The sequence below is a fragment of the Syntrophothermus lipocalidus DSM 12680 genome (assembly GCF_000092405.1).
GTDB classification, from domain to species: domain Bacteria; phylum Bacillota; class Syntrophomonadia; order Syntrophomonadales; family Syntrophothermaceae; genus Syntrophothermus; species Syntrophothermus lipocalidus.
In genome coordinates this window covers 981,839-995,890 of sequence record NC_014220.1, presented here as the reverse complement: position 1 = coordinate 995,890, position 14,052 = coordinate 981,839, and the positions used below count along the sequence as shown (strand labels likewise).

Sequence of the window (14,052 nt, the reverse complement as noted above, 5' to 3'; positions counted from 1 at the left end):
GTTCTAGCCTTGCAGGTAACTCAGGGCCGGCGGGCGCCAGCCCGCCGCCTCCGAGTCATATCCTACCGCTTGAGGTTCACCAGTTCCTGCAGCATTTCATCAGAAGTGGTTATGATTCGGGAATTGGCTTGAAAACCCCTCTGGGTAACTATCATGTCGGTGAATTCCTCTGAGAGGTCAACATTGGACATTTCTAAAGAACCCGGGAGTATGGCACCCATAGCTTCCTCGCCGGGGGCTCCGACCTTGGGGTCGCCAGAGTTGTTGGACACCTGGAACAGGTTGCCGCCCTTAGCCAAGAGGCCCGCCGGGTTCTGAAAAACGGCCAAGGCTACTCTGGCCAGGTTGTCTGTGATTCCGTTGGAGTAAACCCCTAGGATAACCCCGTTCTGGTCGATAGTTATGCTTCTTAAATCACCCTTGGTGTAACCGTCCTGATACTCAGCCCAACCGGTAAAAGTAGCGTTATACTGGGTAAGGTATGAGAAATTCAGGGTAATGGGCTGTTGAGTCGGCACCCCATTGTTTACATAATGGATAGTGATACTTTGACTGCTTGGATCATCGGTTGCAGCAAACGTCATAGCCGTAACATCCGGTTCTTGCCAGTCCGAAGAGCTTGCCCCGGTCGTGCCGTTATCGTGTTTTGCCCGGATCAGCTTTCCTTTTTCATCGAAAAACAAGTAGTAGTCCTCGCTCTTGGAGTCGCTGGCAGTCGGATTGGGACAGTCGGGATCGGAGCTCGCACGGACCCGCCATATGCTCCCGTTCATAGTCTCGCCATTGCCGATATCCACATTGTCTCTTTCCATGACCTTCTCAAACTTGAAATACTGGACCCTTTTATTGCCGAGGGTATCGTAGAATTCCTTAGAAGTAATCTTGGAATCGGCCCCGTCTGGATTGTCGACAAAGCTACTCGAGGTTTCGTCCCAAACGTATTCGGGTTCCAGGGTCGAATCGAAGTTCCCGGAAAACCGTATCAGGGTTGTGGCTTTCGGTTCCGTGCTCTGGAGAGCTGAGATATCGATTGGAACCAGTCCGGTAGTGATATCGATCTTGCGTTTCCCGCTCGAGTCCGTGATCCAGTTCCCGCTGTCGTCCTTCGAAGGCATGTACCCCATGACATGCAACCCGCCCGAAGCCACGTAGTTACCGAGGACATCGAAATCAAAAGCTCCAGCCCTGGTGTAATAGCGCTCGCCCCCGCTTTCCAGGATGAAATACCCGTTACCGTCGATGGCGAGGTCAGTATTCTTGCCCGTGGTTTGAGCACTGCCGGGAGTCGCTATCACGTCGACGCTCGACAGTTGTACCCCCAAGCCGATAGCCTGCGGGTTGGTTCCGCCTCTGGCCCCGGTCGGCGCTGAACCACCACGGATAGCCTGGTAGAAAGCATCTTTGAAAATGGCCCGGCTTTTCTTGTATCCAACCGTATTAACATTAGCTATGTTGTTGCCTATCACATCCATCCGCAGCTGGTGGGTACGAAGACCCGACACCCCAGCATACATGGACCGCATCATCGGCATTCGACCTCCTTTGCTGTATTTTCAGCGCCTCAGTCGTTCAGCGCCAGCAGGGCTTCCTCTCTGGAGGTCCAGCCCTAAACTATAACCGCGCTGTCGATATTCGTAAAAACGTTCTCCTTCATGTTCTCGCCATCGACGGCGGTTATGACCGTATTGTTTTTGACGCTTACCACTAGGGCTAATTTGTCAAAAAGGATGAGAGACTCCCGTGCCCCTTTCTCCCGGGCTTTCTGTACCGCAGCCTCAAGTTTTTCTATCTCACCTGATGTAAGCTGAATGTTTCGTGACTTCAGTCTCTGCTGGGCATGGTTAGAAAACCGCAGCGGTGGCGACTGCAGCTTGTGATTTAATATCTCGGCAAATGAAGCCTGGTTTTCCTGGGCTGCTGTTGCCTTGCCCGGCGATTTTACCGGAAGACTTGCGGCTTCAGGAAACATTATCCTGGAAGTCACTGGGCCTCGTCCTCCTCTGTACCGTCTTGGCTACTACCCGTACTAGCTGGTGCTGTTGTCGCTTCGTCTGAATTACTACTCCAGTGCACCGAAGTTACCTGGGCAAGACTTACCTGTTCCCCGTTTACGGTCAAATAGGGAACCCCGTCTTTTAAGACTATAGACTCGACCCTCCCGCAAGCCGTCCCTGCCGCGGTCTCGAATTCGATCTCTTGTCCAAGCAAGGCTAGGGCCTCTTGCCACGACAAGTTGCTACTCAACGTCGAAACGTAGCTGTTCAAGGCTGTAGACAGGCTCTGCAGGTTGGTGTTCATGTTGTACATCTGCTCCAGCGAACTGAAGCTGGCCATCTGGGCTATGAATTCTCTGTCTTTCATGGGTTCGAGGGGATCCTGGTACTTGAGTTCCGTAATCAAGAGCTTGAAGAAATCATCTTTGCCCAGTATTTGAGACTTCGCCGCGCTCGTTATGGCAGTGGAACTTTCACTACTGGTCACTCCAGAAACTGGCATCGCTTCACCCCCTAAACCACGTAATCCAAGACCCCAACGCTTGACCCTTCAACCCCAGGATAATGAGATATTTGTTCTTCTTGTACCTCATCCACTGTCAGACCAGCACCTACCCCCTCGTATCCCCACTTTGCGGTCGGAGCTCTTTGCTGGTGAAATCCCGACTGTCCCTGGAAATCCTGCCCTCCTTGATAATAAAGGCCGACTTCTGCCCGGTCCAGCTTCAGGCCCCCGGCTTCGAGAGCCGCCTTCAACTGCGGGAGGTTAACTTCCAATGCCTGCTTGACTTGCTGGTTTTCTGCCATAAAACGCGCTGTCACTTGGTGGTTCTCCAAACTCAGTTTGATGGTGAGCTTGCCCAGAATTTCTGGTTTGAGCACCATCTCGACCTCAGACCGTTCCGGTGTGAGTAAAACGTCAAGTTTTCGCACCACCTGGTCTACCAGCTTTTCGAACGGCACCGGATTCTTTGCTCCAATCTCCTTAGAAAGCCCCTGAATATCCGTAGGCTTACCGGCAAGCATCATACTGTCAGAAGGTAAGGTCGGGATAGTATTGTCGGTATTCGTGTTCGGTTCTTGCATCAGTTGAGGCTCTTTCAGTCCTTTAGCCCGGCAGGTCTCTGCGAGAATCAGGTCTTTGACGTTTACCGGTTGTTGCGATGCTGACTCTAGAAAACCCCGTATCTGGGGCGTTCCTTTGGTATCCGCTTGAGGGCTGACCGTAACACCATCCGGCACTGGCGGATTCGTGTCGCCAGAAAGCCGCCCTTTCCCGCCCCCCTTGTCCACTGAAACCACCTGGGGCCCTTCGACCAAAAGTATCTGAGGGGTTTCGTCGGCAACAGCGGGCAAAATCCCTGTTCCGTTGCCTGGCGTAACAGGTAAACCGTCTGCGTTGATAACCCCGGCCCCATCGAAAGCAACAACTGTCGGGTACGAACTCGGCCCCCTCACGTCTCCCTCAGGAGCCTGCAGCCCCGAGAGATCGCCTCGCTCGCTGTTCTGTGGCGCTGTGAAAAGGATTAACCCCGCCGAAGCAATCTCAGGCATAACCGCCATGCCACTGGCCAGCAAAACCAAAGCGTTTCCGTCTGCTCCTTGGGCCTTGTTAGTGACGTTATCCCCCAGAAACTCAACCACAAACGGGGTCACCCCGCCTTCTGCTCCCAGGCTCGCTGTCACGCCGTCGCTTGCCAGGCCCGCGTTCTGGCCTTTGTCTGTTTCCTGCCCCAAAGCACCACCCTCGGGATCAGAGGCTTCTTTCCCCTGGTGGCCCTGACAGGCTTGTTTCAACAACAAGGCGAATGCGGTCTTGCCATTTTCTGCAGTGGCCGGAGCCGGGTTGTTAGGCCTTACCTCGCCTTCAGCAACGAGCCGGGCCTGCTTGGAGGCCAAGAAGAATGCGGATGCGCTCCCTGTCTCCAATTCCATCACCTCCTTCCTGAGCATTTTCTAGCAGAAGTATCTATCTGACAGCCGGTAGTCGCAAATAGATAAGATTGCGCCGGCTTCAGATGGCACAGAGTATATCAGGTCGTTCCAGGCGTTTCCACTGCCAGCATTTTCTTGGTGATCAGGGCAGCGCGTTCTGGAGACATAGCAGCCAGTATCTTCCCCACTTGTTCGCTGTCCATGTGCTGCAGTATGCCTATTACCGTTTCGTCATCGAGTTGTTCGAAAACCTTGGCCGAATCCTTAGGCTTGATCGAAGAATAATAACCGGCCAATTCTTTAAAAACCTCGTCCTGCCCTTGGCTCGTGAGGTTAGCGTTCTTCAGTTCTTCTACCTGCTTGTTAACCCTCGCCAGGGTACTCTTAGCCTGCTGCAGTTCGGTTTCTTTCTCACGAACCTGTTGTTCAAGCTTGGTCATCTTCCCCTGTAAAGACTTAATTCTTTCCAGCAACTGGCGTTTTTCCTGCTCTACTGGCGATGACTTACTTGTAGTCACATCACTTGTGTCAACCAAACGATTGACCACAGGAATGTCTTTGAAAAAAGCAGGAGCTGACAGCACTCCTAAGTAAATCAGAGAGCACCAAGCTCCCGCCAGTAAGGCAAGGGATATGACCAAAAGTAAAACTTTTCTTGATATGCTCACCCGTTGCTTCACCCCTACCCAACTAAAACCGGGAAACGGGTCGCGCTGTACCCTTCCCCTCATCCAAGCCCCAAACCACCGCTACTTCTCAATTCTCAATTCTCAATTCTTAATTCTCACTTCTCACTTCTTCATTCTTCATTTTTCATTCTGAATTCTTAATTCTGCATTCTTAATTCTTACTTTTTGCTTCCCTCTGTCCGCCCCCGCCAAAACCTGGTCATCGCTACCTCATCCAAAACCAACTGCTCTTGCTTGCGAAACTCCACCAAATACTCTTTCCATCGTCTGTCTTTAAGTTTTTCTAGAGCCTTTCTTTCTTTCATGATCTCGTACAACCGTTCTCGAGCCCGGTTCACTTCCTCCTGCGCCTTTTCTACCTTTGTCCTTTGCCAGCGGATCCTATCTCTGAGTACCGGCACATATTCTTTGACCGAAATGATCTCATGAACAGTGGTTACGGCACCGTCTTTGCTCCGCAACCGGTCGTACGTCGACTCCAACTCTTGCTCCCAAGCTCGTAATAATCGGACTTGCTTCAGGTACTCCCGCTGGCGCCGGGCCAGTTCCGCCTTGGCCATACTTTCTTCTCTCGAAACCACGTTCAGCTTGGTCTGGAGACGATAACGGAACCGCTTCATTTAACGCACCTGCCTTTGCCCAGTTACAACCTGTTCCAGTTCCAATACGGTGTCGTTAAAACTGGCTTTTTCCCAAACCCCCTGCTGAAGAAACGCGTTGCAACCGTCTATCAATTCCAAGGCCTCGTCGATGCGCGGGTTGGCTCCGCGGCGATAAGCTCCAATATCGACGAGATCCTTAGCCTCTCGGTAAACCGCCAACAGGCTGCGGAAGCGTCCCGCACTCTCGAGGTGAGAACTCGAAACTATTTCGGGCATTACCCTGCTTATGCTGCCCAGAACGTCTATTGCAGGGAAGTGATTGAGCGATGCCAGCTCTCTCGTCAAAGCAATATGACCGTCAACTATGCCTCTCACAGCGTCGGTTATGGGCTCGTTCATATCGTCACCTTCTACCAAAACCGCATAAAGCCCGGTAATAGTACCCTTGTCTGAAGCCCCCGCCCGTTCTAACAACTTGGGTAATAGCGCGAATACCGAAGGCGTAAAACCACGAGTAGCAGGAGGTTCGCCGATGGCCAAACCTATTTCTCTTTGGGCTAACGCAAACCTGGTCAGGGAATCCATTAGGAGCAACACGTCCAACCCCTGGTCACGGAAGAATTCGGCGATTGAAGTGGCTACAAAAGCCCCTCTTAACCTGATCAGGGCAGGCTGGTCCGAAGTCGCTACTACTACCACCGACCGCTTCAACCCCTCTTCTCCCAGGTCTCTTTCCAAAAAGTCTCTGACTTCCCGGCCCCGCTCACCTATCAGAGCAATAACGCTAACGTCTGCCTCGGTGTTACGGGCTATCATACCCAACAAGGTGCTTTTCCCTACCCCACTCCCGGCCAGTATACCCATTCTTTGCCCTTTGCCAACAGTAACCAGGGCGTCTATAGCCCTTACCCCCACTGGCAGCACCTCAGTTATCCGACGTCTTTTCAGAGGATCGGGCGGATGATTCATTACGGGGTACGTGGTCTCTGTCTCCACTGGCCCTCCCCCGTCTATAGGCTCTCCCAGCCCGTTCAAAACCCGCCCCACCAGGCTGCGCCCAACCCTGACCTTGAAGGTTTGCCCGGTAGCCACAATCTCGCTGCCAGGTCCAATACCATCTAACTCTCCTAGGGGCATCAGCAAGGTCTTATTACCTTTGAATCCCACTACCTCGCACCGTAAGGGCTTGTCACTCCTGCCCGGGCTCCGAACAAGACACAATTCTCCCATCCTGGCCCTGGGCCCATCGGATTCGATGGTTAGCCCCACTACTTGAGATATCCTGCCCTTGAAAACCAAGGGGTTTACCTTATCCAGAACCTTTAGGTACTTGTCCAAGTCAAGTGTGGTTACTTTCCCCACTGTTTCCTGCTTCCCCCATCAAGGCTTCAGCCACCTTACTTATACGGGTTTCCAGCTGAGCATCCACTATCCCTACATCGCTTTCAATGATAAAACCACCCGGAGTAATCCGGTTATCAAGCTGAACTTCCAAATGCTCGATAGCCTGGCCAGGGCTGGCGAGGCTAAATCTGTTCTCCGCGACAGTCTCAAAATCATGGGAATTTACCAGGATCTTTGAGTTTCCCGCGTTTCCAACCATCGCCAGGGTACTGCGTATTAGGTTAATAATTATATCGGAATTTTCTCTTACTTCCTTATCTATGATCTTACGGGCTATGGCTAAAGCCAAGTTCACTATGTCTTCTTCTGCAGAACGGATGATAGATTCCTTGGTCTTCCTTGCTTCTTCTACCATCTGATGACACTCTAACAAGGTCTTGCTTCTTAAGTCTTCTATCTCTTGGAAAGCCTTTTCCTGTCCCTCGCGATAACCCTCTTCCCAGGAGTGTTTTTTGATCAATTCTGCCTCCTGCCGTGCTAGGTTCTTTATCCTGTCAGCTTCTTCCTCTGCTGAGGCTATTACCTGCTGCGCTTCGGCCCGGGCATTTTCCAGGATCTCTTTTACCATATCCTCTGCTTCTCTAATGACCTCAGCCACTTCTGTGCGAAGCTCCTCCACTTCAAGTTCCCGCTTATCAGGTTCAACCAGGGTCTCATTATTTCTTATTTCGGCTAGCCCCTTCCCTGACTCCGGTTCGAAATTGCTCAACATCCGAGGCTCCTTAATTACCAAGTATTTTGACTTGATGATCTTAGACAATGATCTCGTCACCCCCACCGCGGGCAATAACAATCTCTCCAGCATCTTCCAGCTTGCGGATGATGTTGACTATGCGTTGCTGCGCCTCTTCTACGTCGCGCAAACGTACCGGTCCCATGAACTGTATATCCTCACGCAACATCTCGCCAGCACGCTTCGACATGTTGTTAAATATCTTGGTCGCGACCTCATCACTCGCCCCTTTAAGCGCCAATGCCAGATCATGAGACTCCACTTCACGCAGCACTCTTTGAACCGAACGGTCATCCATGGTGACGATGTCCTCGAAGACAAACATCAGCCTCTTAACCTCTTCTGCTAATTCCGGATCCTGAACTTCCAAAGCTTCCAGTATGGTCTTCTCTGTAGCCCGGTCCACCCGGTTCAAAATCTCGACCAGAGACTTAACCCCGCCGGCACTGGTAACTTCATGAGGGATCACCGAAGACAACTTGCGCTCCAGCACCCTCTCCACTTCCTTAATCGCATCCGGTGAAGTCGTATCCATCAACGCTATCCTTCTCGCTACATCCGATTGTTTATCAGGCGGTAACGCGGAAAGAATAATCGAAGCTTTCTCGGGTTCCAAATACGCCAACACCAAAGCGATGGTCTGCGGGTGTTCGGCCTGGATAAAGTTCAATAACTGCGCAGGTTCTGTCTTACGGGCAAAGTCAAAAGGTCGTACTTGAAGCGATGCCGATATCCTGGACAGTATTTCTACGGCTTTCTGGGGCCCTAAGGCTTTCTCTAGAAGTTCTTTCGCGTACTCGATGCCCCCCTGGGCGATGTACTGGTTAGCCAAAGCCATTTCGTAGAACTCGCGGAAAACGTCGTCCACGCGATCCCCGGTAATCTTGCGAACGTTGGCTATCTCCAGAGTAAGTTCCTCAATTTCGCTCTCGTTCAGGTGTTTGAAAATCTTGGCTGACTTTTCCGGGCCCAGGAAAATAAGAAAATTAGCAGCCTTCTGCTTGCCGCTCAAACCCTTCCTGACCATTCCCTCACCTCTTCTCTTCCAATAGCCAGGTTCTTATTATCTGAGCCACATCTGCGGGATTTTCATCTATAAGCTTATCGATCTCCTCGCGGATCTTGAGCTTTTCTCTTTCTTCCGGAGTCAGTTCCCGTTCGACCAAAGATTCAATAGGTATCTCCTCGTCTACCAAAGCCTCAAACCCTTCTTGTTCTTGTGCTTTCCTGCGTCTAGCCAGCCAGAACAGCAAAACGGCTATCACCAACGTGGCCCCCAAACCTGCTGGTAACATATACTTTTGCCAAGTACTTGCCGGAGGAGCAGTCTCCTCAGTTGGGGTTTGAAATTTCATAAAGCTAACATACACGCTGTCATTTCTTTTCTCGTCGGCCCCGACAGCATTTTTGACGGCCTCAACTATTTCTTCTCGCTTTGACTCAAACCCTTCGTCGACCAGCACAGCTACCGTCATCCTTTTGATTGCTCCCGGAGCAACCTTGGTTTTGGTCTCCACCTTATCTCCTTCATAATTGACGGTCTGCTCGGTCTTTTCCGAGGTAGAACTAGAAGTCCCTTGCCCTTCTGTCCCTTGATACGTCGGAACATTGGTATCGACTCCAGGAGATGCAGCAGCCCCCGTGTTACTGCTGGTGTTGGACTCTTCCACCGTATGCTTGCTCACCACGACCCTTTGTTCAGGGTCAAAATCCTGGCTGTACTGTTCGACTTCATCGAAATTAAGCTCTGCGTTAACCCTCACTACTGATTTGCCCGGCCCCAGGGTTGCATCCAGCATGCTCTGAACCGCTTGCTGTTTTTCCCTTTCCAGCTGCCTCTTAACTGCCATCTGCTGGACCGACAACTCGGCCGAGGCCATAGAATCAGCGGAGGGAATATCAGCGGAAAGTAGATTACCGTACTGGTCGACCACCACCACGTTTTCGGGTTTCAGTTTCTCTACACTGTTGGCCACGAGATGGACAATCCCTGATATTTCCCTGTTGGTCAATTCCTCGCCAATCTTCACCTTCAGCACCACCGAAGCGGTGGCCGGCGCCTCTTGATCGACATAAAGCCGCGGCTCGGGCAACACCAGGTGCACCCGAGCGGATTCTATCTTGTCTAAGCTTTCGATGGTCCTGACCAGTTCTCCCTGCAGGGCTGTCAGATACTTCACCCTTTTGTCAGTCTCGGTCTCACCAAAACTGGTACTCTGAAACAGCTCAAAACCGGCTGTTCCCTTTGGTAGCCCTTCCCCTGCCAGCTGTAACCTCACCTGGTACTTCTGCTCAGAAGGAACTAGAATGGTGCTACCTTCGTCGCTCAAGCGGTAACTTATTTTCAGCTCATCGAGCTTTTTGGTTATGGCAGCAGCATCTTCCACCGACAGGCCGGAATACAATGGTTCGTAGTTCTTGGCCGTTTGGCTGGACAAAAGCATTCCTAGCGATACCAAAGTAAGAAGCACAGCCCCGCTGATGAGAACCTTCTGGTTAAGAGTCAACAGACTCCACCTGTTCTTGGCCAGCTGTAACCAGTGTTGTACTCGCTCCCAAAAACTGTTCATACCAATTCTCCGTCATCCAGCCTGTTGAGTCTACATCTGCATTCTCATGATTTCTTGGTAGGCTTCGATGAGTTTGTTCCTGACCTCAATGGTCAACTGAAGCGCCAAAGCCGCCTTTTCGTATGCTATCATCGTTTGGTGAACGTCGGCTTCCCCTCCCGTAGCCAGGTTAAGGGCTGACTGGCCGGCCTCTTCCTGCAACTGGTTAACCTCGTTCAGCGCAGCTTTCAGATAACTGCTAAAGCTTTTGCTATTGTCGGCTGCCGAAGCTGAGTCTTGCCCGCTTTTGGCCCAACTCGGCGGCTGAAGCGGTTTAAGGGTATTAAGAGTAACGGTATCTATCTTCATTTACTTTTACCCCTTTATCTACCGATTTCCAAGGCTTTCATCGCCATACTTTTCGTAGCTTCTACTGCGCTTACATTGGCCTCATAAGCCCGGGTAGCTGAAATCATGTCTACCATCTCTGAAACCACGTTGACATTGGGCATGTTTACGTATCCATCCTGATCAGCGTCCGGGTTCCCAGGATCATACACTCTTTTGAAAGGCGAGGTGTCCTCTCGTATGGCTTTTACCCGAACCCCCCCCTCGCCTTCCATATAAGCACTCAATAAATCCTTGAAGTTCCCTTTGCTAGGAGTACGAGCTTCGAAAATAACCATCTGTCGGCGGTAGGGGCCCCCCTGCGGGGTCCGAGTAGTATTAACGTTAGCCAGGTTATTGGAGATAACATCCATCCTCAGACGCTGAGCTGTCATCCCGCTGGCACTGATGTCGAAGGCGTTCAAAAACCTCAAGCTAACCCCTCCCTTCGGTGATAGCCATCCGCAGCAGCTTAAACTCTTCGCTCATACTGGTAGACACTGCATTGTAATAAACGACATTTTTAGAAAGTCGCGCCATTTCTCGGTCGATATCTACACTATTCCCGTCATTGCGGAAAGTGTACCCTTCGGCAACATTAATCCCCACCTGGAAACTCGAGATGTTCGGTATTTGGAGGTGCCGGGGATGGGTTGTTTTCAAGTTGTACTCGCTCCCCGCTTCTTTCATTGAATTCTTGAGCTGTTCTTCAAAAGTAACTTCCATAGCTTTGTACCCTGGGGTATCGACGTTGGCCAAATTGTTGGCTATGACCTTTTGCCGCAACATCGCACCGTCCAAAGCTTTTTCTAAAACGTTTATCCTTTGGTTACCGATGACCTTATCGAGCATCGCCATCCCTCCCATGTTTGCCCGATCTTCCTACAAAATTCTATAATTACCGTAATTATTCCTTCCGGCATCGGCAGCGCTTATAAAAATTTCTGAAAAAAAAAACTAATCCTGCCCGGATTAGTCACATTTCCTTTTGTTAACCGCGAAGCTCGTCCAATATATTGTCTACCAGAAGTCTTATGTAAGTACCTTTCATGCCCAGCGATCGAGACTCTATGATGCCGGCGCTCTCAAACTTGCGAAGAGCGCTGGCCACTACTGACCGGGTCAACCCTACCCGGTCGGCCACGTGGCTAGCCACCAAGACCCCTTCCTTACCTTTAAGCTCAGACAAAAGGTGATAAAGTGCCTCTCTTTCTGACTGTGAAATAGCCGCTAATGCCGCTCCGAGCGAAGCCTTTCTCTGGCTAACGGTTTCTTGTCTCTCGGACTTCAGGTACATGATTTCATTGGCTATAACGAGAGCTGCCACTTTTCCCAGAACCAGCTCTTCCTCGGAAAATTCTGGTTCACGGCGGTAAAGGACCAGGGTAGCGAGCCTGCTCCGGCCGCCCTGAACTGGAATTATAGTGAATACCTTTCCTTTGCAGTCACAAGCTGTTCTTCTCATCCGAAAAACACATTTTCTCCCCAACCGCCGGTTGATCAAAGGTTGTGACAGGTTGAGAAAATCCCGGTTAAAGCTCTCGGGGAAGCGTTCGACATAATCCAACAACTTTTCAATTTCAGGGAAATCGCCGTTGTCCTCCTCAACGGACCACCCCAAGATTCGCCCTCTTCGTCCCACTATATAAACGTTACAGTCAATATTTTGCGCAATCAAAGCCGCCATCTGGCCAAAATCCACCGGTGCTTCGTCTTGCTGCTCTGTCACCTCGCTCAAACCGAGACACCTTTTCCAAAGACTAACCCCCGCCAACCTCCTACCTCCTCTCCCAAATTACTCGCTCTTATAGTATATATCGACTCAGGTCCTCGTCCTTTATAATAGGACCGAGCCGGGCCTCTACATAAGCTTTATCAATAACCACCGTTTGACCTGCCATTTCACTTGCCTCAAACAGAAGATCCTCCAGCACTTTCTCTAAGATGGTGTGTAACCTCCTTGCCCCTATGTTCTCGGTACTGGCGTTCACCTCATAAGAAACCTGCGCGATATAGTCTATTGCTTCAGGAGTAAAAGAAATATCTACCCCCTCGGTCGATAACAAGGCTACGTACTGCTTGATAAGGGAATTATCGGGTTCGGTGAGGATCCGTCGGAAGTCTTCAACGGTCAGGCTGGTCAGTTCTACCCTGATGGGAAACCTTCCTTGCAGTTCAGGTATTAAATCTGATGGCTTGGTTATATGAAAAGCACCTGCGGCAATAAAAAGAATGTGATCGGTCTTGACAGGGCCGTACTTGGTCATCACGGTTGAACCCTCGACAATGGGCAATATGTCTCTTTGCACTCCACCTCTAGACACGTCTGGTCCGTGGCCGGTTTCGCGGCCAGCAATTTTGTCGATTTCGTCCAGAAAGATTATACCGGAGTTTTCGGCACGGTAGACAGCTTCCCGTTGCACCTCATCCATGTCAATCAGCTTTTGAGACTCTTCGTTGGTAAGTATCCTCCTCGCTTCCGCTACCGTCACCTTTCTCTTTTTCTTCGACTTGGGCGCCAGGCTGCCCAGCATGTCTTGAAGGTTGATTCCCATCTCCTCGACGCCAGCTCCCGAAAAAACCTCGAAAAACGATACGGGTTTTTCCTCGACCTCGATCTCGATCAGCTCGTCTTCCAGCTCCATGCGGGCAATCTTGGTGGATAGTATTTCTCGCCGTCGCCTTATGTCCTCGTAGCCGGGTCCTATGTCCGAGTCTTGGTTGTCAGTTTCCGAGGATGTCCTGCCTAACAAGAACTCCAGCGGGTTAACCACCTGGGATCCTCTCTTTTTGGGTAAGGGCAGCATGTAATCTACTATTCGTTCTTCAGCCAGCTTGCGAGCCTTGTTTTCCACCTCGGCCATCTTTTCTTTCTTTATCATCTGCACAGAGGTTTCTACTAGATCCCTTATCATAGAATCAACGTCTCGTCCTACGTAGCCTACCTCGGTAAACTTAGTAGCTTCCACCTTAATAAAGGGAGCGTTTACCAATTTGGCCAGCCTGCGGGCAATCTCGGTCTTTCCAACGCCAGTTGGCCCGATCATAATAATGTTTTTAGGGTATATCTCTTCTCCTATCTCCGCCGGCAACTTCTTCCTACGGTAGCGGTTCCTCAGGGCAATCGCTACCGCCTTTTTAGCCGCTTCTTGGCCCACGATGTAACGGTCCAATTCTTCCACAATCGCCCGGGGGGTAAGGTTTTCCATACACCCACTCCTCTCACTTCAGTTGTTCGACCGAAATGTTGCCGTTGGTAAAGACACATATCTCCGCCGCGATCCTCAGAGCTTCTTCCGCGATCTCGCGGCTGGAGAGTTGCGTATGCCTAAGTAGGGCTCGGGCTGCAGCCAAGGCATACGGTCCTCCTGACCCTATAGCCACTACCTGATCGTCGGGTTCGATGACCTCGCCACTTCCGGAAATCAGAAACATCTTTTCCTTATCGGCCACTATCAAAAGAGCCTCCAACCTCCTTAACACCCGGTCTGTCCTCCACTGCTTCGCTACCTCCACCGCTGCCCGGGTGAGGTTCCCGTTACTCTCGCGTAAACAGTCCTCAAACCTTTCGAAAAGAGTGATGGCATCGGCTACGGATCCGGCAAACCCTGCCAACACCTTACCGTTGTATAATGTTCGTATTTTTTTGGCCTGGGCCTTTAGCACGAAGGTCTGTCCGTATGTAACCTGCCCATCGCCCGCTATGGTAACCTCACCGTCTTTCTTGACTGCTACAATCGTAGTTGCCCGAAACATGCC

16 protein-coding genes are annotated in these 14,052 nt (G+C 51.1%); all 16 read right to left on the bottom strand.

Annotated elements, in window-relative coordinates; all coding sequences use genetic code 11:
* Window positions 1–62: 62 nt before the first annotated feature.
* Window positions 63–1,526 carry a flagellar hook protein FlgE gene (locus tag SLIP_RS04745; protein ID WP_013175143.1) on the bottom strand — a complete coding sequence of 488 codons (1,464 nt, stop codon included), beginning with the start codon at window positions 1,524–1,526 and terminating at the stop codon, window positions 63–65.
* Window positions 1,527–1,606: 80 nt separating this feature from the next.
* Window positions 1,607–1,984, bottom strand: coding sequence for a TIGR02530 family flagellar biosynthesis protein (locus SLIP_RS04740; RefSeq protein WP_013175142.1), 378 nt, complete (start codon window positions 1,982–1,984; stop codon window positions 1,607–1,609).
* Window positions 1,981–2,496 (bottom strand): flagellar hook capping FlgD N-terminal domain-containing protein, encoded by a 516-nt coding sequence (locus SLIP_RS04735; RefSeq protein WP_013175141.1) that lies wholly within the window; start codon window positions 2,494–2,496, stop codon window positions 1,981–1,983. The genes SLIP_RS04740 and SLIP_RS04735 overlap by 4 nt, the downstream gene beginning before the upstream one ends.
* Before the next feature lie 11 nt (window positions 2,497–2,507).
* Window positions 2,508–3,923 (bottom strand): flagellar hook-length control protein FliK, encoded by a 1,416-nt coding sequence (locus SLIP_RS04730; protein WP_013175140.1) that lies wholly within the window; start codon window positions 3,921–3,923, stop codon window positions 2,508–2,510.
* Window positions 3,924–4,027: 104 nt separating this feature from the next.
* Window positions 4,028–4,660 (bottom strand): MotE family protein, encoded by a 633-nt coding sequence (locus SLIP_RS04725; RefSeq protein WP_013175139.1) that lies wholly within the window; start codon window positions 4,658–4,660, stop codon window positions 4,028–4,030.
* 116 nt (window positions 4,661–4,776) lie between these two features.
* Window positions 4,777–5,238, bottom strand: coding sequence for a flagellar export protein FliJ (gene fliJ / locus SLIP_RS04720; protein WP_013175138.1), 462 nt, complete (start codon window positions 5,236–5,238; stop codon window positions 4,777–4,779).
* A complete protein-coding gene (fliI, locus tag SLIP_RS04715) occupies window positions 5,239–6,582 on the bottom strand; it encodes a flagellar protein export ATPase FliI (RefSeq protein WP_013175137.1) in 1,344 nt (447 codons plus the stop codon).
* Window positions 6,560–7,384, bottom strand: a complete 825-nt coding sequence (locus SLIP_RS04710; protein WP_041432732.1) for a FliH/SctL family protein — start codon at window positions 7,382–7,384, stop codon at window positions 6,560–6,562. The genes fliI and SLIP_RS04710 overlap by 23 nt, the downstream gene beginning before the upstream one ends.
* Window positions 7,377–8,384: a flagellar motor switch protein FliG gene (gene fliG / locus SLIP_RS04705; RefSeq protein WP_013175135.1), complete on the bottom strand. Its 1,008-nt coding sequence runs from the start codon at window positions 8,382–8,384 to the stop codon at window positions 7,377–7,379. Before fliG ends, SLIP_RS04710 begins: the two co-directional genes overlap by 8 nt.
* 4 nt (window positions 8,385–8,388) lie before the next feature.
* Entirely contained in the window at window positions 8,389–9,927 is a 1,539-nt protein-coding gene (gene fliF / locus SLIP_RS04700; RefSeq protein WP_013175134.1) for a flagellar basal-body MS-ring/collar protein FliF, read from the bottom strand.
* A gap of 30 nt (window positions 9,928–9,957) precedes the next feature.
* The gene (gene fliE / locus SLIP_RS04695; protein ID WP_013175133.1) at window positions 9,958–10,275 is read right to left on the bottom strand and encodes a flagellar hook-basal body complex protein FliE; all 318 of its coding nucleotides are present in this window, start codon (window positions 10,273–10,275) and stop codon (window positions 9,958–9,960) included.
* Window positions 10,276–10,289: 14 nt separating this feature from the next.
* Entirely contained in the window at window positions 10,290–10,727 is a 438-nt protein-coding gene (gene flgC / locus SLIP_RS04690) for a flagellar basal body rod protein FlgC (RefSeq protein WP_013175132.1), read from the bottom strand.
* 1 nt (window position 10,728) lies between these two features.
* Complete coding sequence (flgB, locus tag SLIP_RS04685) at window positions 10,729–11,145, bottom strand: flagellar basal body rod protein FlgB (RefSeq protein ID WP_013175131.1); 417 nt, start codon at window positions 11,143–11,145, stop codon at window positions 10,729–10,731.
* Window positions 11,146–11,284: 139 nt separating this feature from the next.
* Window positions 11,285–12,067, bottom strand: coding sequence for a GTP-sensing pleiotropic transcriptional regulator CodY (gene codY / locus SLIP_RS04680; RefSeq protein ID WP_013175130.1), 783 nt, complete (start codon window positions 12,065–12,067; stop codon window positions 11,285–11,287).
* 31 nt (window positions 12,068–12,098) lie between these two features.
* Window positions 12,099–13,502 carry an ATP-dependent protease ATPase subunit HslU gene (hslU, locus tag SLIP_RS04675; RefSeq protein ID WP_013175129.1) on the bottom strand — a complete coding sequence of 468 codons (1,404 nt, stop codon included), beginning with the start codon at window positions 13,500–13,502 and terminating at the stop codon, window positions 12,099–12,101.
* Between the two features lie 13 nt (window positions 13,503–13,515).
* Window positions 13,516–14,049, bottom strand: coding sequence for an ATP-dependent protease subunit HslV (hslV, locus tag SLIP_RS04670; protein WP_013175128.1), 534 nt, complete (start codon window positions 14,047–14,049; stop codon window positions 13,516–13,518).
* Between the last annotated feature and the right edge of the window lie 3 nt (window positions 14,050–14,052).